Raw genomic sequence first — 18,700 nt, forward strand, 5'->3', positions numbered from 1 at the left:
TCTGGGTCAACTCTGGCCTCTCGAAACCGTGAAGATGTGTGCAGACTGGGTGTGCGGGTCAAGGCGCACGTAGTTCGATTGCCGCCAGGTATAGGACGCCCCGGACAACTCGTCTCTGACGACGAACTCGTCCGGCCAGTCCAGACCGAGCGCGGGCATGTCGAGGTGGACGGTCGCCTCGCGAACCTGATGTGGATTGAGGTTGACGACGACCAGCACGACGTCCCCGAGGTCCGCGGCGTTCCCGTCGGTCGGAGGCACGCGTTTGGAGAAACAGATCAGCTCAGGCTGGTCGACGTTATGGAAGCGTAGATTACGCAGCCTGCGCAGGGCGGGGTGTGCTCTTCGCAAAGAGTTGAGGGTCGAGATGAGCGGCGCGAGGCTCCGGCCCTCGCGTTCGGCCGCCTCCCAGTCGCGCGGCCGGAATTGGTATTTCTCCGAATCGCGATACTCCTCGCTGCCCGGTCGCACCGGGGTGTTCTCGAACAGCTCGTAGCCGGAGTAGACGCCCCACGTCGGCGACAGCGTCGAGGCCAGTACGGCCCGCACCGCGAACGCGGGCGGTCCGCCGTGCTGGAGGTACTCGTGCAGGATGTCGGGCGTGTTGACGAAGAAGTTCGGCCGCATGTACGCGGCCGCGGGGCCGGACAGCTCGCGGAGGTACTCCTCGAGCTCCTGTCTGCTGTTGCGCCAGGTGAAGTACGTGTAGGACTGGTGGAAGCCGATCTTGCCGAGGGTATGCATCATCGCCGGCCGGGTGAACGCCTCGGCCAGGAAGAGCACGTCGGGGTCGGTCTCGGCGATGCTCGCGAGGAGCCGTTCCCAGAACGCCACCGGCTTGGTGTGCGGGTTGTCCACCCGGAAGATCCGCACGCCGTGGTCCATCCACAGCCGTACGACCCGCTCGACCTCGGCGTAGATGCCCTCGGGGTCGTTGTCGAAGTTGAGCGGATAGATGTCCTGGTACTTCTTCGGGGGGTTCTCGGCGTAGGCGATCGAGCCGTCGGCGCGCGTGGTGAACCACTCGGGGTGCTCCTTGACCCACGGGTGGTCCGGCGAGCACTGCAGCGCCAGGTCGAGCGCGACCTCCATGCCGAGGTTCTTGGCGTAGTCGACGAACGCGTCGAAGTCGGCGAACCCGCCCAGCTGCGGGTGGATCGCGTCGTGCCCGCCGTCCGCGGACCCGATCGCCCACGGCGACCCGGGGTCGTGCGCCTCGGCGTGCAGCGTGTTGTTCGGGCCCTTGCGGAACTGCGAGCCGATCGGATGGATCGGCGGCAGGTAGACCACGTCGAAGCCCATCTCGGCGATCGCCGGGAGCCGCTTCATCGCGCTTCGGAACGTTCCCGACTGCGGTGCGCGCCGACCCATCGGGTCGTACGAGGCCCCCTCCGAGCGGGGGAACATCTCGTACCAGGAGCCGTACAGGGCGCGCTCGCGCTGGACGAGCAACGGGTGCCAGTCGGTCACCGTCACGTGCTCGCGCAGCGGGTGCCGCTCCACCAGCGCGTGGATCTCCGGCGCGTCGGCCGCCTCGAAGCGCATGAGCGGCGGGATCGCCGTCTCGCGCAGCGCGCGGACCACGCCCGCGACCGCCGCGCGCTCGGACCTGGGCACCTCCTCGGCGAGACGCTCGAACAGGCGGGCGCCCTCCTCGAGCATCAGCTCGGTGTCCTGGCCGCGGGGGATCTTGATGCCCGCGTCGTGCCACCAGTGCGCGATCGGATCGCCCCACGCCTCGACCCGGAAGTGCCACATCCCGGTCGAGGAGGGCGTGACCTCCGCGGCGTACCGGTCGGTGCCCGGGGTGACCTCGTGCATGCGGGCCGGCGGGCCGGCGTGGCCCTCGGGATCGCGCAGCACGACACCCGCGCCCAGCATCTCGTGCCCCTCGCGGAACACCGTGGCGCCGACCGTGAAGGTCTCGTGGGGGACGGCCTTGGCCGGCCAGCGACCGCAGTCGACCACGGGCTGGACGTCGAGAATGGGAATTCGTCCGATCATCGCAGGCGAGCGTACCGACGTGGAGGCGGGATCAACCGCGTCTTCCGAAATAAATGATCTTTCTTGACCACCGGTGGCGCCGCGCGCTTGGGGGGTGCTCGGCGAGGGCTCGCGCATATGGACTCCGTTGCCAATCTCCCGCATGCGAAACGGGAGAATTGTCGGTTTTCATGATCGGGAGGATCTCGGCACGTCGGCGGTACCGGGAGGGGGATCCCGGGGGAGGTCCTGCGCGGCCAGATCCGGTGTTCGTGCCTGTATCGATGGTACGGCGAGAGCGTGACCGGCCCGTACGCGACGGCGTCGTTCGGCGCGTACGGCGCGGGCGTGACGACCGGGGTGTGCCGCGCACGCGTCGGCCCGCCGGGGATCGGCCCGGTGGTCCTCGGCCAATGGTGTCATCACCTGGCGAGCTTCGCACTTCGCCGGTCTTCGCCGTACGGAGGCGGCAAACATAGATCCAAGGATGTGGGCGGCTGTGCGGGTTTGGGTCGCGAGCATGGCCCGCTACCGATTAGTGTCGCGCCACGTGAAGGCCATCCGGAGATTCACCGTACGCACGGTCCTGCCCGAGCCGCTCCAGCCGCTCGAGGAGCTCGTCCTCAATCTGCGCTGGTCGTGGCATCCAGAGACGCTCGAGCTCTTTCAGTCGGTCGATCCGGAGCTCTGGGAGAAGACCCGCCATGATCCGATGCGGTTGCTGGGGGAGGTCTCGGCCGAGCGCCTGGACGCTCTCACCGGTGACCGGCGTTTCCTGCGCGCCCTCGGCGACGCCGTCGAGGACCTGCGCGAATACGTCACCGCCCCGCGTTGGTACCAGGGGCTGTCCGACGTTCCGGCGGCCATCGCGTACTTCTCTCCGGAGTACGGCATCGCCTCGGCGCTGCCGCAGTACTCCGGTGGTCTCGGCATCCTCGCCGGCGACCATCTGAAGACCGCGAGCGACCTCGGCGTGCCGATCATCGGGGTCGGCCTGCTGTACCGCCACGGGTACTTCTCCCAGTCGCTGTCCGCCGAGGGCTGGCAGCAGGAGCACTACCCGCCGATCGACCCCGACGGCCTGCCGCTGACGCTGCTGCGCGAGCAGGACGGCACGACCGTGCGCGTCTCCGTCGGCCTGCCGGACGGCGATCGGCTGAACGCCCAGGTCTGGGTCGCCAGTGTCGGCCGGGTCCCGCTGCTCCTGCTCGACTCCAACGTCGAGGAGAACTCCCCCGCGTCCCGCGACGTCACCGACCGGCTGTACGGCGGTGGAACGGACCATCGCCTGTTGCAGGAGATGCTCCTGGGCATCGGCGGCGTCCGCGCGATCCGCCAGTTCTGCCGCGTCACCGGGCACGCCGCCCCCGAGGTGTTCCACACCAACGAGGGGCACGCCGGCTTCCTCGGCCTCGAGCGCATCCGGGAGTACATCGACGAGCAGGGCCTCACCTTCGACGAGGCCCTGGAGGCCGCCCGCGGCGGCACGGTGTTCACCACCCACACGCCCGTCCCGGCCGGCATCGACCGGTTCCCGCGCGAGCTGATCAAGAAGTACTTCGGCACCGACAACGAGGCGTCCTCCGTCTCCAGCGAGCGCATCCTCGCCCTGGGCGCGGAGACCTACGATGAGGGCGACCCCGACGTCTTCAACATGGCGGTCATGGGCATGCGCCTCGCGCAGCGCGTGAACGGCGTCTCGGTGCTGCACGGCGCCGTCAGCCGGGAGATGTTCGGCGGCCTGTGGCCGGGCTTCGACACCGACGAGGTGCCGATCGGCTCCATCACCAACGGCGTGCACGCCGAGACCTGGGTCGCGCCGGAGATGGTCGACCTCGCCCGGCGGCAACTGACCGGCGCCGTCGAGGAGGGCGAGGGCTGGGACGCCGTCGCCCGCGTGCCCGAGCCGGAGATCTGGCGCATCCGCCGGACGCTCCGGGAGCGCCTCGTGCTCGACGCCCGGCGGCGGCTGCGCGAGTCGTGGCGTCAGCGCGGCGCGAGCGACGCCGAGCTCACCTGGATCGACGACGTCCTCGACCCCGACGTGCTGACCTTCGGGTTCGCCCGCCGCGTCCCCTCCTACAAGCGGCTGACCCTGATGCTGCGCGACCCGGAGCGGCTCAAGTCGATCCTGCTCGACCCCGAGCGCCCGGTGCAGATCATCATCGCGGGCAAGGCGCACCCCGCCGACGAGGGCGGCAAGCGGCTCATCCAGGACATCGTCCGGTTCACCGACGACCCGGCCGTGCGCCACCGCATCGTGTTCCTGCCCGACTACGACATGGCGCTCGGCCAGTCCCTGGTCCAGGGCTGCGACGTGTGGATGAACAACCCGCTGCGGCCCCTGGAGGCCTGCGGCACGTCCGGCATGAAGGCGGCGCTGAACGGCGGGCTCAACCTGTCGATCCGCGACGGCTGGTGGGACGAGTGGTTCGACGGCAACAACGGCTGGGCCATCCCCTCGGCCGACCGTGCCGCCGACCCCGACCGCCGCGACGACGTCGAGGCGAACGCCCTGTACGAGCTGATCGAGGATCACGTCAGGGCGCTGTTCTACGACCGGGCCACCGACGGCCTGCCGCGCCGCTGGCTGGAGATGGTCAAGCACACGCTGACCACGCTCGGCCCGAAGGTCCTCGCCGGGCGCATGCTCCGCGACTACGTCCGGGACCTGTACGCTCCGGCCGCCGCCTCGGGCCGGCTGCTTGCCTCCGACGAGCACGTGGCGGCCAAGGCCCTGGCCGCCTGGAAGCTGCGAGTGGCCAAGCTCTGGCCGGGCGTCACGGTCGAGCACGTGGAGTCCAGCGGCGCCGCGCAGAGCCCGCAGCTGGGCGGCACGCTCACCGTACGCGCGACGGTTGAGCTCGGCGGCCTGGAGCCGTCGGACGTCGCGGTGGAGGTCGTGTACGGTCGCGTCGGCGAGACCGACACGCTCGTGGACCCGTCGTACGTGGAGCTGACCCAGGTGGAGAACATCGAGGGCGGCCGGCTCCGCTACGCCGGAGAGGTCACCCTCGACCGGGCCGGCGCGTTCGGCTACAGCGTGCGGGTGGTGCCCAAGCACGAGCTGTTCGCGTCCCGCGCCGAGATGGGCGTGGTGGCCCTGCCGCCGGCCCCGACCGGAATGACCAACGGCGACCTGCGCTGACGGTACGCCCGGAACCCTCGCCCGGCATCCCCGGGCGAGGGTTCTCTGCTGTTGCGACCCGGGTCAGCGGCCGCGGAAGGCGCCGCCGTTGACGTGGATCACCTGGGCGGTGATGTTGCCGGCCTCGGGGGAGGCCAGGAACGCCACCGTGTCGGCGACGTCCTCCGGGCGGCCGGGACGGCCGTTCGCCGTCTGGTCGATCAGCCAGGACCGGCGTTCGTCCCCCGGGCCGCCGGAGCCGAAGAACTCGGTGTCCTCGATGTAGCCCGGGGCGATGGCGTTCACCGTGACGCCGTGGCCGCCGAGCTCGAAGGCCAGGTCGCCGGTCCAGGCGTGGAGCGCGGCCTTGGCCGCCCCGTACGAGCCGCCGGCGCCGCTGCCGCGCGAGCCCGCGATCGAGCCGATGGAGATGACGCGGCCGCCGCGGGCCAGCCGCGGTGTCAGCGCGCTCGTCACCAGCACCGCGCTGATCAGGTTGGCCTCCAGCTGCGCCTCCCACAGGTCGCGCAGCCCGGCCAGGTCGCCGTCGTCGGGCGCGGGCCGGTGCCGGGCGACGTTGCCGCCCGCGTTGTTGACCAGGACGTCCACCTGGCCGGGCAGGGCGGGCAGGGCGGCCTCGACCGCCGCGACGTCGGAGGCGTCGAAGGCGACCGCGCGGACGCCCAGCTCCTCGGCGGTCTCCTCGAGGACCTGCTTGCGCCGCCCGGTGATCACGACGTCCAGGCCGTCGGCGGCGAGCCGCCGCGCGACCGCGCGGCCGATGCCCGTACCGCCGCCGGTGACGATTGCCGTGCGTGGCATTGCCCCTCCTTGTTTAGGCCTAAACAACGTGCCCTACGCTAGGCGGGCATGACGCCACCACGCAAACCGGACGGAGCGGAGCGGATCCAGCTCGCCTGGACGCGCGAGCGCCCCGGCACGCCGGTCGAGTCGATCGGCGTGATCACCCGCATCTGGCACGCCGGCAAGCTGCTGGCCGACGATCGGCGTCGTACCCTCGCGCGGCTCGGCATCGACGCCGCCACGCTGGACCTGCTGTCCACGCTGCGCCGCCACGGCGCGCCGTACCGGATGACGCCGGCCGAGCTCAGGGAGGCCTGCCTGGTCAGCGCGGGAGCGATCAGCCAGCGCGTCACCCGCGCCGAGGCCGCCGGCCTCGTACGGGCCCACCGCAGCAGCGGAGGACGGACCGGCGCGGTCGAACTGACCGCCGAGGGCCACGCGCTGATCGAGGGGAGCGTCGACGAACTGCTCCGCCACGAGCAGAGCCTGGTCGAACACCTGACGCCCGCCCAGCGTGAGCAACTCGCCGAACTGCTCCGCGCCCTCCTCGACGGACTGGTCGCCCGGCTCGCCGAGCCGGGAACGGCGGAGCGTCCGCCGTCCCCGGAATCCGGCTGACGAGACGTGAGCGGCGTCTGCCGCGGCCGAAGACCGCTACCCGTCGGTGTGGGCGAGGTTGGCGCGGTCGATCTCGGCCATGTGCTCCTCGGCCCAGGCCCTGACGGTGGCGAGCGCGCCCTCCAGCGACAGACCCAGGTCGGTGAGCCGGTAGTGCACCCGTGGCGGCACGGTCGGCTCCACCCGGCGGGAGACCAGACCGTCGCGGGTCAGGCTCTGCAACGTCGCGGACAGCATCTTCTGCGAGACGCCGGGCATCCGCCGCCGGAGCTCGGCGAAGCGCACCTCGTGCGGGGCGGCCTCGGCGAGGACCTTGACGGCCATGGACGTCCACTTCGTGCCGATGCGATCCAGCAGCCGGCGGGTCGGGCACGCGGGGTCGAAAAGGTCGCCCCGCGCCCCCTTCGCCGTACGGGGCCGGGAGGAGGTCACCTGCGGCTCACCACCTGTCGTGAAAGTGCGGTCTTGGCCACGCGCTAGAGGTTACCTAACCTTTCCTGGTCACCATCGGTTACCAGCACAAGGAGACCTCATGCCCGGTACGGCTCCTCCGCCCACCTCCGACCACGCCGAGGCCGGGACATCCCTGCACCGGGTGGCGGCCAACGGCATCGAGAACAACGTCGCGGTCGCCGGGAAGGGACCTGCCGTCCTGCTGCTCCACGGCTTCCCGCACACCTGGCGGCTGTGGGCGAAGGTCATCCCCGGCCTCGCCCGGCATCACCGCGTCATCGCCCCGGACCTGCGCGGACTCGGCGCGACCACGAGAGCCGCGGACGGCTACGACGCCGCGACCCTCGCCACCGACGCCGAGGAACTCCTCACCGCGCTCGGCGAACCGTCGGCGGCAGTGGTCGGCATCGACGCCGGCGCCCCGCCCGCGTTCCTGCTCGCCCTGCGGCGCCCCGGACGCGTACGACGGTTGGTGCTCATGGAGTCGTCGCTGGGCCCGTTGCCCGGCGCCGAGGACTTTTTCGCCGGCGGGCCGCCGTGGTGGTTCGGCTTCCACGCCGTGCCCGGCCTCGCCGAGACGGTGCTGACCGGGCACGAGGCGGAGTATGTCGGCTGGTTCCTCGCCGCCGGCACCCGCGGCCACGGGGTGCCGCGCGAGATCCGGGACGCCTTCGCCGGCGCGTACACCGGAACCGAGGCCCTGCGCTGCGCCTTCTCCTACTATCGGGCCGCTCCCGCGAACGCACGCCAGATCCAGGACGCCACCGGCTCCCACCGGCTCACCATGCCCACGATGGCGATCGGAGCCCACCCCGTCGGCGCCGCCCTCGAACGGCAGCTGCGGCCCGTCACCGACGACCTCACCGGCCATCTCATCGAGGACTGCGGCCACATCATCCCGCTGGACCGCCCCGACGCCCTGCTACCACTGCTGACGTCCTTCCTGGGCACGGACCGGCAGTGACCGTCCGTCCCTGGACGGCGCGGGTGACCCCCGTCAGTGCCGGGTGAGCACCGTCATGACGCCGTCCGCCGGCCCGGTCACGGTCAGGCGTATCCGGGTCCGGCCGGTCAGTCCGTCGCTGATCCGGGGGAACCTGGCCTCCATCTCGGCGGTGGGCGCGGCCTGCTCGGCGTGGGTCGTCGGATGGTCGAGACCGTGCACCGCGTCCAGTACGGCGTCCACGACCTGGTGGACCCCGGCGGCCCGGCAGGTGAACGCCAGCGGCCGCGCGTCTCGTACGTGGGCCAGGTGGAGCTCGATCGCCTCTTCCCGGTACGCGCCCGTGAGGAACTCCTGTACGTCGCCGTGTGCGAGGGTCAGCGGGGTCTCGAAGATCAGCTCGTGCTCGGGCAGCTCCAGCACCGCTCGCACCATCGCGTACCGGCCGAGGCGGTGGCCCTGGAGGAACAGATCGGCGCCCTTGCGCCGGATCAGGTCGTCGAGGCCGTCGAGGTCGGCGCGCATCCGGCCGGACAGGCACAGCAGGATCGCGGGCCGGCCGCTCACCCCCACGTAGAGCGGTGCGTCGTACCGGTCCCGCAGCAGCTCGATGTAGGAGAAGACCTGCGTGTGCGACCAGTGCTCGTCCGCCGGGCGATCGAGGCGCCCACTCTCGGCGTACTGCTCCGTCTTACTGGGCTCGGTGACCGGCGGCATCCGTGCCCCGAGATCGGAACCGGCGGCGCTCGCGGACCTCTTCCTGCCGAACCATGCCATGGGCGGCAGACTACGCCGAAGGCTCGGGACCCCTCCCGGATCCGGCCGCCGGGGCTATTCGTCCTCGCCCAGGCCGGACAGAGCCTCGTACGCGGGGCGGAGCACGTCGGTGAGCTCCCTGCGGCGCACCTTGACCTTCGGCGGGTCGAGGAGCTTCAGCAGCAGGCCCGGCGGCATCGGGGGAGCGGGCGGGCGGTCGCGGACCGCGGCCGGGGTCCAGAAGTCGTCCAGGCGCTCGGCGATCGGCGTCTCATCGACCTCCAGCGGGTCGGCCTCGGCCGCCGCGTCGGCCGAGTCGAGACGGCGCAGGCTCGTCAGCAGGTGTTCTTTGGTGCGGCCGTTCCACGCGAGGATCAGGAAGGGATCGTCGTCGAACGCCTCGGCCAGGAGGTAGAGGACGGCGGCGGCGTGTTTGCAGGGCTCGCCCCAGTCGGGGCAGCTGCACATGATGTGCATGTCACCCGAGGCTCCGGGGAACAGCGGGATGCCGAACGCACCGAAGACGTCCTCGATCTCCGGCGGCATCTCGCCCGCCAGCAGCCGCGCGCGGAAGACCGCCTGCGAGGCCAGCGCCTCCTCGATCGCCGCCCACGTCGGCTCGTCGATCGCGTCGATGCCGATCGCCACGTCGTACGGATCGGCCTCCGAGCCCTGCACCCGGGCGGTGACCTCGTACGCGTCCACCTTCAGGTCGACCACCTGGCCCTTGCGGGCGTACGCGCGTCCCCGGCTCAGGCGGCCCTTGTCGGCGAAGGACTCCAGTACGTCGATGAAGCGGCGCGACCACCACTCCTCGCCGATCGTGCCGCGCTCGCTGCGGGCGCGCAGCCCGCCCTCGACCGGCCGCGGGGAACCGTACATCGGCATCAGGCGCTCACCGCCTCGGACCCGAGGCGTACGACGTCACGCAGCTCGGCGACGGACAGCTCGGTGAGCCAGCCCTCGCCGGTGCCGACGATGCGCTCGGCCAGGGCCTTCTTGCGCTCGATCATCTCGTCGACGCGCTCCTCCATGGTGCCCACGCAGATGAACTTGCGGACCTGGACGTTCTTGGTCTGGCCGATGCGGAACGCCCGGTCGGTGGCCTGGTCCTCGACCGCGGGGTTCCACCAGCGGTCGACGTGGATCACGTGGTTGGCGGCGGTGAGGTTCAGCCCGGTGCCGGCGGCCTTCAGCGACAGCAGGAAGACCGACGGCTCGGCGTCCTGCTGGAACCGGCGGATCAGCTCGTCACGGCGTTTCTTGGTGGTGCCGCCGTGCAGCCACAGCACCGGCCGGTCGAGCCGCGCCTCCAGGTGGGGCTGGAGCATCGCGCCGAACTCCGAGTACTGGGTGAAGACGAGGGCCTTCTCGCCCTGCTCCACGACCTCGGCGCAGATCTCCTCCAGGCGCTCCAGCTTTCCCGAGCGGCCGGGCAGCCGTGAGCCGTCTTTCAGCAGGTGGGCGGGGTGGTTGCAGACCTGCTTGAGCTTGGCCATGGTCGCCAGGACGAGGCCGCGCCGCTCCATGCCCTCGCTGTTCGCGATGCGGTCGAGCATGTCCTCGACCGTCGCCTGGTAGAGCGAGGCCTGCTCGGGCGTGAGGTTGCACCAGACCTTGATCTCCTGCTTCTCCGGCAGGTCGGTGATGATCGACTTGTCGGTCTTCAGGCGCCGCAGGATGAACGGCCCGGTGGCCCGGGCGAGCGCCGCCGCGGCCTCCTGGTCGCCGTGCGCCTCGATCGGCGCGGCGAACCGCTCGCGGAACGCCTGCCGCGGCCCGAGCAGACCCGGGTTGGCGAACTCCATGATCGACCACAGCTCGGTCAGGTGGTTCTCGACGGGCGTGCCGGTGAGCGCGAGCCGGCCGCGCGCGGGAATGCTCCGCACCGCCTGCGCCTGCCGGGTGCCGCTGTTCTTCAGCGCCTGCGCCTCGTCGCAGACCACGCGGTCCCACTCGATCGCCGCCAGCGCCTCACGGTCGCGAGCGGCCGTGCCGTAGGTGGTGAGGACGAGGTCGGCGTCGCGCACGGCCCGCTCCAGATCCTCCCCACGATGCCGCCCACCGCCGTGGTGGACGTACACACGCAGCTTGGGCGTGAACCGCGCCGCCTCCCGCTGCCAGTTGCCGATGAGCGACATCGGCCCGATGAGCAGCGTCGGTCCTCCGGCGGCCGACGTGCGACCGCGCTCCAGCAACGCCAGCGTCTGGGCGGTGTTGTGGCAGAACATCCCCGCCGCGACGTAGTTGTGGTGCTCGGGAACCTCGAAGTCGTAGACCCAGCCCTCGTAGTCGACGTCCGCCACTGACACGACGGTCGTGTAGAACGCCTGCCGGTCCACTCGGTCGTTCAACGTCTCGCGGATGGCGATCAACTTGTCGCGGTCGAGGCGCGCGTACGCGGCGAGTGTCGCGGCGGTCCACTTGCTCTTGGGGCGGGCGGAGTACTCGGCCAGAGCCCGGCCGTCGAGGACGCGGTCCATCGCCGCGACAACAGCCTTCGCCGAGTTCTTGGAGAGTTCCTGGCCGCCGTCGAAGTACACGGGCTTCACGCCGAAATGCCGCATCGGTAGCCCGGTGAGAGTGCGTGCCGCCGACAGCAGATCACTGCCGGGTATGCCCTCGACATTGGTGTTCGCAGGGAGTTCGCAGACCCTGTCGAGCTTTTCCTGTTTTTCTGGGTCGGCGATGCCGATGTGCTCGCGGAAGAGCCGAGCGCTCGACCCGCCGATCAGCCCTACGGTGTACGGCCGTTTGATCCGGGTTCCATTAGCGGCATGCTTCATTTTCGTGGAAAGCCGAAGCCAGATGCCGAACCGTCGAAGCATCGTGGAGAGCTGCTGCATCAAGAACGATGACGCAGAAGAGATCTCGATCGTGCGCATCCTGGCATTCACCGAGGCTTCGGCGGCGAAGTAGTGGCGAAGGAAGAGGCGCACGGTGCGGTCGTCCGCCGTGACGATGAAGTCTGGGATCTTCTTGTGAGCGGATACGCGACCCCAGCGATATCCGCGTTCCTCGAGGAAGCGCGCGTATGCCTCGCTGCAGAGCCGCAGTGTCGAGCAGGAGCGGGGTGGAGTCGGCGCGAGTATGGCCGGCTTGTTGAGCCTGAGAGCGAATCGCTTCCCTATCCCCAGCAGGCGCCGGTGAAGATCTTCAAGGACATCGACCTTCTTCTGTGTGATCCTGAGGCGCCAGTTCTCGTCTTCGTGTCCTTCGCTGATCTGCCAGGCGAGGAGGATCGTCAGGTCGGGATCGACCGGCCGGCCGGTCTGAAGCAGCCGTGCGGGTACGCAGAGCCGGTCGCCGGGGCTGATGTCGTTCGTCCACCCGTTGAGGCCGAGGAACCGATGACGGCGGGTCACCGTGATCGAACTGCCATCGGAAAGAGTGAAGTGGCGTAGCGGCTCGCGGATGTACTGTCGATACAGGCGCGATATCTCGGTCGTGACGACGCGGCCGCTCTGGTCCAGTGAGTTGGTCATCAGGGGCTCGGTGGGACGTGCCCATTCGCCTTCGCCGTCGAATTCCGCGGGGCCGGCGAAGCGGGCCCACACGTCCTTGGCTTTGATCAGCGCACCATCGACCAAAATGGGAGTATCGGGTGAAATGCATTTCCCCAATCCCATATCGTCTGCAAGTACTGCACCTAGCCCCAAACTGTCCAAAAAGGACAGCCAGGCCAGGCCGCGTTCCTGGTACGGGCGCAGGGTGCCCTCGAAGCCGTCCGGGGTCGGGATGGGCTCCAGGCGGCGGTCGGCCTCGCCGGACAGCAGGTCGCCCAAAGCGCCGTCGGCGTCGATCTGGAGCAGCGGCAGTGTGTCGTCGCCCGCGTGGATGGCGGCGCGGACCGCCTGGGCCGCGCTCATCTCTCCCGCGCGGCCCCGGCTGAGGAAGTCCAGCGCCGCCTTGAGCTGTGCGTCGTCCAGCTCCACCCAGCGGCCGCGCAGCCGGACCAGCGGCGCCTTCAGCCGGGCCAGCTCGGCCAGCTCCTCCTCGGTGATGTCCTCGCCCTCGATCGCCAGGTCCCAGCGGAAGTCGACGAGGTCGCCGAGGCCGAACCCGGAGGAGGCGGTGGCGCCGGAGGACTCGGTCTTGGTGCGCGTCGTCAGCTTCGTGCCGAGCCGCGCCCGTCCGGCCCACTGGGGCAGCTGTACGCCGAACCCGGCCGCCGACAGCAGCGGCGCGACCTCGCGCAGGAACGCGAACGCGCCCGCGGCGTCCGTGGTGACGCTCGTCGGCGTGGCCACCCGCAGGGCCTCGGCGATCGACGGATAGAGCCGCAGCGCCCGGCCCAGGCCGGCGAGGAGCGTCTCCTCGGCGTCGGCGACCGAGGTGACCTCGCCGGTCCAGATCGCGGCGGCCGGGACGTAGAGGCTCGGGTCGTCGGTGCCCTGCAGCGCGAACTGCACCGACCACGGCCCGCCGGGATCGTCCTCGGGCGGCTCGGCGAGCCGGAAGCAGACGCGCAGCGGGCCCGACGGACGGCTCGCGGCCGCCGCCCAGTCGTCGAGGGCGTCGGCGAGGGCGGCCGGGTCGTCGCCCGGCTCGCGCGCCACGGCCGGATCCGGGCCGGTCAGCGCCGCCGCCCAGCGTTCGGCGAGCGGCAGCCGGTCGGGCACCCGGCCGGTGCGCTCGGGCAGCAGCGGGTGGGGGACGATGCCGCGCACCGCCGCGTCGGTCAGGCCGGTCAGCGTCTCCAGCAGCAGCTCCGCCGCGGGACGCCCGCCGTCGGCGGCGCGACAGGCGGGTGGCATCGCGCGGGCCAGCTCGCGGAACCGCTCGGCGTCCGCGCCGGTGATCACCGGCCGCCAGCGGGCGGTCAGGTCGCCGTCCTCGCGTACGAGCGCGGGCAGCACCCGGCCGCGCCCGGCGAGGTGCATCGCCTCGTCGGCGACGAGTGCGAAGAACCGCAGGTCGGCGCCGCGTACGACGTCGTCGGCGGTGTCGCCGGAGGACGAGAGCAGGGCCATCGCGGCGAACGGGTCGAGGGCCAGCGCCGGCACGCGCCACAGATGGGCGGCGGGACGCTTGGCGGACGGCTCGCGGGCCAGCTCCGGTGAGGGCAGCGGGCCGCCGGCCGAGCCCGGCAGGAGCAGCGGCAACGTGACCCGCATGGCCCCGGCGGTGAGCCCGGCGTAGGAGGTGCCGGCGAAGTCGGCCGCGGCGAACGGGTGCGGCCGGGGAGTGGCGCGGACACGCGTGGTCGCCGGCAGCGCGGGGTCCTCCGCCCACAGGCACAGCGCACCGCCGTGCCAGGCGGCGTGCGCGACCAGCATCCCCCGTGCCTCCCAACGTGACGGACCCCGGCGAAGCTACCAGCCGCCTCCGACTCTCGCGGCCCGTGACGGCGTACCGGTCAGGTTCCGGACGAGCGGTAGCACTTCTCGTCGCCCGGCACCGGCCGGGACTGGTCGTACGGGTCCCGTACCGATCCGGTCCTGGGCGACCGCTCCGGCGCCGAGTCGTGGTAGCTCGGATGGATGAACCCGTCGCGTACGTCGCACCGGGCCGGGTCGGAGAAGACCTCCCAACGGGAGGTGTGGCTGTGCAGGGTGCCGCCGCGTGAGTAGAAGACGAGTTCGCCGCTGAGCCGCACCACGAGCCGCTCCAGCGTGGCGGGCGCGCCGGGCCGTTGGATCGGATAGACGAACAGGTAGTCGAACCGCACACCCGCGCCGCGCACGCCGGAGACGGCCGACGGGTGCGCCGACATGGTGCCGTGCACCTTGATGACCGGGCCGGAGAGGGCGGCGGTGTTCGGCGCGAACGTCACGGCCCACGAGCGGGTGCGCTTGTCGAGGTCGGGATTGTTGAGGTTGTTGACGAAGTAGGACCGCTCGTCCGGGCCCACCGCGCGGGCGAGGGCGTCGGGGCTGCCGCCGAGCAGTGTCTGCCGGTCCAGCCCCGCCGCGACGAGGCGCTTCCTGGTCCTCGCGTACGCCGCCTCGACGTCGCGCGCGGACAGGCCGCCCGTCGCGATCGCGGGCGGCGGCGCGATGCCGGCGGCGCCGGCGGCGTACGACGCGGCGGGCGAGCTCTCGAACGGGTCGGTCGCGCTCAGCGTCGGAACCGCGCCCCTCCGGACCGGCGTCGTCTCCGGGGACAGCCCCCGGCCACCGCGGACCTTCCAGCCGAGCGCGCCGACCGCGACGCACGCGAGGAGGACCACGAGCACCGTGACGGTCGTTCTCGCCCGCGAGCCGGTGCCGGGCCGCTGCCACCGCGCCGCCCGGCGCCGCCGTCGTTCCGCGCGGGCGAGCCGCCGGCGCTTCCGCCATCCGGGGCGCCTGCCGCGCTCCCGCGCCGAGGGTTCGGTGAACGCTGCGCTGTTGACGAAGTCCTCGTCGAAGGAAAGGTGGTCGGGCTCGCCCGGCATGGCGGTGTTCCATTCAATGATCAAAGATGAGCCGCTGAACAGTAGCGATCCCGGGCGTCTTGACGGAAGAGGTGACTGCGCCGAGTTGACCTGCCGTTACGCCGGAGGGCGTCGCGCGTTAGGCTCGCGGACGCAGCGCAGTCGATCGTTTGGGAGGGGCAGTGGGGGAGTTCGTGCGTCTCGAGGTCTCCGACGCGGTGGCCACGATCCGGCTGGACCGGCCCAAGATGAACGCCATCAACGCGCGGTTGCGCGACGAGCTGGCCGAGGCGGCGCGTGCCGCCGACGCCGACCCGGCCGTGCGCGCGGTGGTCCTCTACGGCGGCGAGCGCGTCTTCGCGGCCGGCGCGGACATCAAGGAGATGGCCGAGCTGTCCTACGTCGAGGCGGCCGAGCACTGCCGTGCCCTCCAGCGGGGGCTGGACGCCGTCGCCGCGATCGGCGCGCCGGTCGTGGCCGCGATCACCGGGTACGCGCTCGGCGGCGGCCTGGAACTCGCGCTGTGCGCCGACTTCCGCGTCGCCGGCGAGTCGGCGAAGGTGGGGCAGCCGGAGATCCTGCTCGGCGTCATCCCCGGCGCCGGCGGCACGCAGCGGCTGCCGCGGCTGATCGGCCCGTCCCGCGCCAAGGACCTGATCTTCACGGGCCGTCACGTCCCGGCGGACGAGGCCCTCGCCCTCGGGCTCGTCGACAAGGTCGTGCCGGACGCCGAGGTGTACGAGGCGGCCAAGGAGATGGCCGCGCGGTACGCCGGCGGCCCCGCCGCGGCGCTGCGCGCCGCCAAGCAGGCCGTCGACGCGGGCCTGGAGGCCGACCTCGCCACCGGTCTGGAGATCGAGCGGCTGCACTTCTCCGGCCTGTTCGCCACCGATGACCAGAAGATCGGGATGCGCGGCTTCGTCGAGGAGGGACCGGGAAAGGCGAAGTTCACCGGCCGCTGAGCGGAACCCGCCTCCCGTCCCGTACGTCACAGCTCGTGGACCCGTACCGAAGACCATGGAGGTGAGCGTGGCCCAGCCGCAGTTGCCGCCGGTCGCCATGGCCCGGCTCGGCCAGGCACGGCAGGCCGGCACGTGGACCTCCAGTCTGAGCGTCGGTGAGTTCGCCGGCCTGCGCTCCATCGGGTTCGAACCGGTCGGCCAGGTGATGGGCAGCACGGTCCACAACCTCGGCTGGTGGTACCGCGCGCGGGCCGACTGCGGCTACCGCGGCGGGCTCTTCGGATCGGGCACCGCCGTGACCATCACGTCGGGCATGCAGGGGGCCTGGAGCGGGTACGGCGCGTACGTCGACACGCTCTACCGCGCCCGGCACGCCGCGATGAGCCGCATGGCCGCGGAGTGCGCGGCGCTCGGCGGCGACGGCGTCGTCGCGGTGGAGCTCACGATCGCGCCGTTCCAGGGGGCCTCACACCACCTGGAGTTCCAGGCGGTCGGCACGGCCGTGCGCGCGGCCGGTCCCGTACGGCCCGGCCGGGTCTTCATGTCGCACCTGAGCGGCCAGGACTTCGCCAAGCTCATCCAGACCGGCTGGGTGCCGGTCGACCTGGTGATGGGCGCCTCGGTGGGCGTACGCCACGACGACTGGCGCACCGGCTGGTCGACCGGGACGTTCGCCCCCGCCCAGGAGGTGATGGGCTGGACCGAGCTGGTCTCGGTCACCCGGCACGAGGCACGCGCGCACTTCATGTCCGACACCGCGCGGACCGGCGCCGACGGCGTCGTGGTGTCCGGCATCGACCTGCGCGTGAGCGGGCGCGAATGCTCCTCCAACGACAAGCAGCACGACCACGTCGTCGAGACGACGGTCATCGGCACCGCCGTCGCCGAGTTCCGCACGTCCCACCACCCGCCCTCCTCGCTGACGATCATGAGGTTGTAGCCCATGACCGAGCGAAGCGAGGGAATCGGCAAGCACAGCACCGTTGGTCATGAGGCCGACGAAGGAGGTCTTATGACCGATCCGGTTTCCCAGGGAGTTCCCGCCGACGCGATGGCACGCCTCGCCGAGCTACGGCCGGGCGCCCCCGGGGCACTGTTCACCAGCGACCTGTCCGTCAACGAGTTCCTGCTGGTCCGCGAGGCGGGCTTCCGGCCGCTCGGCCTGGTGCTGGGCAGCTCGATCTACCACGTCGGCATCCAGGTCGGCCGGTGGAGCAAGAACATGGAGCTCGACCAGCTGTCCGGCGCGATGTACCACGCGCGTGAGCTGGCGATGACCCGTATGGAGGCCGAGGCCGACCAGCTCGGCGCGGACGGCATCGTCGGGGTCCGCCTGCGCGTGGAGTTCCGCGACTTCGGCAGCGACATCGCCGAGTTCATCGCCATCGGCACCGCGGTCAAGGCCGACGACACCTCCCAGAACTGGCGCAACAACAAGAACCAGCCGTTCACCTCCGACCTGAACGGCCAGGACTTCTGGACGCTCATCCAGGCGGGCTACGCCCCGCTGGGCATGGTGATGGGCACGTGCGTGTACCACGTCGCCCACCGGCGGCTCGGGTCGGTGCTCGGCAGCATGGGGCAGAACGTCGAGATCCCGGAGTTCACCCAGGCCCTGTACGACGCGCGGGAGCTGGCGATGAGCCGCATGCAGGCCGAGGGCCAGGCGCTGCACGCCGAGGGCATCGTCGGGGTGTACCTGGACCAGTTCCACCACCAGTGGGGCGGCCACACGATGGAGTTCTTCGCCATCGGCACCGCCGTACGCCCGCTGCGTGCCGATCACGTGATCGCCAAGCCGCAGATGGTACTCGGCCTCGACCGCTGATTCACTTGTCCTCATGGAATTCGACATGGTGGCCGCCGCGCTGCGGCAGGACGCGGCGGACGTCGCCACCTACGCGCGTGTGCTCACGGTGACCCTGGCCGACGCCCTGCCGCCGGGCAGCGTGACGGTCGAGTACGAGCGGAGCCTCGGCGACCGTCTCAAGGGCCGCCAGGGTCACCCCAGCCGGATCGTGGTCCGGCTGGGCGAGCGCACCCTCTCGCTGACGGGCGGTCACCGGCCGGTCGCCGAAATCCATCACGAGGTACGCGGCGTGGTGCTGTCCCGCGACCAGGTGAGCCTGGACGTGTGGGTCCAGACGCTGGCCCGCGAGCTGGTCGCCCAGGCCGAGGCGGACGCCCGCGCCGCCGAGGCCCTGCGCCGCCTGGTCACCGGCGCCTGACCCGCCCGTCTCACGGCCGTCGCGCGTCCACCTCGATCTCGATCCTCATGCGGGGGTCGGCGAGACCGCACACGAGCATCGTGGCGGCCGGCCGTACCTCGCCGAAGCAGCGGCGCAGCACCGGCCAACAGGGCTCGAAGTCGGCCCGGTCGGGCAGCAGATAGCGCACCCGCACTACGTCGGCGAAGGTGCACTTCGCCTCGGCCAGCGCGGCCTCGATGTTGCGCAGGCACTGCTCGGCCTGCTCCACGACGTCGTCGGAGATCGTCATGGTGGTGTAGTCGAACCCGGTCGTCCCGGACACATGGACCCGATCGCCGTCGACCACGGCGCGGGCGTAGCCGATCTGCTCCTCGAAGGTCGAGCCGCTGAGGATCGCGCGTCGCTCTGTCATGCGCCGAACGCTAAGGGGACCAGCACGGACACGTCTAATACGGCCTGGGAACGTCACGCTCACACCGGAGCCGG

15 protein-coding genes and 1 pseudogene are annotated in these 18,700 nt (G+C 71.3%); 7 read left to right on the forward strand and 9 right to left on the reverse strand.

Annotated features, from left to right (window positions below; translation table 11 throughout):
* Positions 1–6: 6 nt before the first annotated feature.
* Positions 7–2,004 (reverse strand): alpha-1,4-glucan--maltose-1-phosphate maltosyltransferase, encoded by a 1,998-nt coding sequence (locus tag OG417_RS15975; RefSeq protein ID WP_329256158.1) that lies wholly within the window; start codon positions 2,002–2,004, stop codon positions 7–9.
* Positions 2,005–2,533: 529 nt separating this feature from the next.
* On the opposite strand from OG417_RS15975, the gene glgP reads away from it, so the two are divergent.
* Positions 2,534–5,131: an alpha-glucan family phosphorylase gene (gene glgP / locus OG417_RS15980; protein WP_329256160.1), complete on the forward strand. Its 2,598-nt coding sequence runs from the start codon at positions 2,534–2,536 to the stop codon at positions 5,129–5,131.
* 63 nt (positions 5,132–5,194) lie between these two features.
* On the opposite strand, the gene OG417_RS15985 is transcribed toward glgP, so the two are convergent.
* Complete coding sequence (locus OG417_RS15985; RefSeq protein ID WP_329256162.1) at positions 5,195–5,932, reverse strand: SDR family NAD(P)-dependent oxidoreductase; 738 nt, start codon at positions 5,930–5,932, stop codon at positions 5,195–5,197.
* 48 nt (positions 5,933–5,980) lie between these two features.
* Between OG417_RS15985 and OG417_RS15990 the strand changes: the two genes are divergently transcribed.
* Positions 5,981–6,532: a MarR family winged helix-turn-helix transcriptional regulator gene (locus OG417_RS15990; protein ID WP_329256163.1), complete on the forward strand. Its 552-nt coding sequence runs from the start codon at positions 5,981–5,983 to the stop codon at positions 6,530–6,532.
* Between the two features lie 36 nt (positions 6,533–6,568).
* Here the strand turns inward: OG417_RS15990 and OG417_RS15995 are convergent, their stop codons facing one another.
* The gene (locus OG417_RS15995; protein ID WP_329256165.1) at positions 6,569–6,964 is read right to left on the reverse strand and encodes a winged helix-turn-helix transcriptional regulator; all 396 of its coding nucleotides are present in this window, start codon (positions 6,962–6,964) and stop codon (positions 6,569–6,571) included.
* A 100-nt stretch (positions 6,965–7,064) separates the two neighbouring features.
* Between OG417_RS15995 and OG417_RS16000 the strand changes: the two genes are divergently transcribed.
* Positions 7,065–7,949, forward strand: coding sequence for an alpha/beta fold hydrolase (locus OG417_RS16000; RefSeq protein WP_329256167.1), 885 nt, complete (start codon positions 7,065–7,067; stop codon positions 7,947–7,949).
* A gap of 33 nt (positions 7,950–7,982) precedes the next feature.
* On the opposite strand, the gene OG417_RS16005 is transcribed toward OG417_RS16000, so the two are convergent.
* The 5 genes and pseudogenes from OG417_RS16005 to OG417_RS16025 all read right to left on the reverse strand — a co-directional run bounded on the left by OG417_RS16005 (position 7,983) and on the right by OG417_RS16025 (position 15,063).
* Positions 7,983–8,705 carry a hypothetical protein gene (locus OG417_RS16005; RefSeq protein ID WP_329256169.1) on the reverse strand — a complete coding sequence of 241 codons (723 nt, stop codon included), beginning with the start codon at positions 8,703–8,705 and terminating at the stop codon, positions 7,983–7,985.
* Positions 8,706–8,759: 54 nt separating this feature from the next.
* Positions 8,760–9,572 carry an SWIM zinc finger family protein gene (locus OG417_RS16010; RefSeq protein ID WP_329256170.1) on the reverse strand — a complete coding sequence of 271 codons (813 nt, stop codon included), beginning with the start codon at positions 9,570–9,572 and terminating at the stop codon, positions 8,760–8,762.
* Entirely contained in the window at positions 9,572–12,553 is a 2,982-nt protein-coding gene (locus OG417_RS16015; RefSeq protein ID WP_329262323.1) for an SNF2-related protein, read from the reverse strand. The genes OG417_RS16010 and OG417_RS16015 overlap by 1 nt, the downstream gene beginning before the upstream one ends.
* Positions 12,536–13,963, reverse strand: a pseudogene (locus OG417_RS16020) (SNF2 helicase-associated domain-containing protein); the annotation flags it as partial. The gene OG417_RS16015 and the pseudogene OG417_RS16020, both read right to left, overlap by 18 nt.
* 80 nt (positions 13,964–14,043) lie before the next feature.
* Positions 14,044–15,063, reverse strand: a complete 1,020-nt coding sequence (locus OG417_RS16025; RefSeq protein ID WP_329256172.1) for an SCO2583/SCO2584 N-terminal domain-containing protein — start codon at positions 15,061–15,063, stop codon at positions 14,044–14,046.
* A gap of 161 nt (positions 15,064–15,224) precedes the next feature.
* Between OG417_RS16025 and OG417_RS16030 the strand changes: the two genes are divergently transcribed.
* The 4 genes from OG417_RS16030 (at position 15,225) to OG417_RS16045 (ending at position 18,232) form a co-directional block, all read left to right on the forward strand.
* The gene (locus OG417_RS16030; RefSeq protein WP_329256174.1) at positions 15,225–16,004 is read left to right on the forward strand and encodes an enoyl-CoA hydratase/isomerase family protein; all 780 of its coding nucleotides are present in this window, start codon (positions 15,225–15,227) and stop codon (positions 16,002–16,004) included.
* Positions 16,005–16,071: 67 nt separating this feature from the next.
* Positions 16,072–16,944, forward strand: a complete 873-nt coding sequence (locus OG417_RS16035; RefSeq protein ID WP_329256176.1) for a heavy metal-binding domain-containing protein — start codon at positions 16,072–16,074, stop codon at positions 16,942–16,944.
* Between the two features lie 72 nt (positions 16,945–17,016).
* Positions 17,017–17,832, forward strand: a complete 816-nt coding sequence (locus OG417_RS16040; RefSeq protein WP_329256178.1) for a heavy metal-binding domain-containing protein — start codon at positions 17,017–17,019, stop codon at positions 17,830–17,832.
* Positions 17,833–17,845: 13 nt separating this feature from the next.
* Positions 17,846–18,232 carry a hypothetical protein gene (locus OG417_RS16045; RefSeq protein ID WP_329256180.1) on the forward strand — a complete coding sequence of 129 codons (387 nt, stop codon included), beginning with the start codon at positions 17,846–17,848 and terminating at the stop codon, positions 18,230–18,232.
* A gap of 10 nt (positions 18,233–18,242) precedes the next feature.
* Here the strand turns inward: OG417_RS16045 and OG417_RS16050 are convergent, their stop codons facing one another.
* Positions 18,243–18,626: a RidA family protein gene (locus OG417_RS16050; RefSeq protein ID WP_329256183.1), complete on the reverse strand. Its 384-nt coding sequence runs from the start codon at positions 18,624–18,626 to the stop codon at positions 18,243–18,245.
* Positions 18,627–18,700: the final 74 nt, after the last annotated feature.

Origin of the sequence: Actinoallomurus sp. NBC_01490, assembly GCF_036227085.1 — a bacterium.
GTDB lineage: Bacteria > Actinomycetota > Actinomycetes > Streptosporangiales > Streptosporangiaceae > Actinoallomurus > Actinoallomurus oryzae.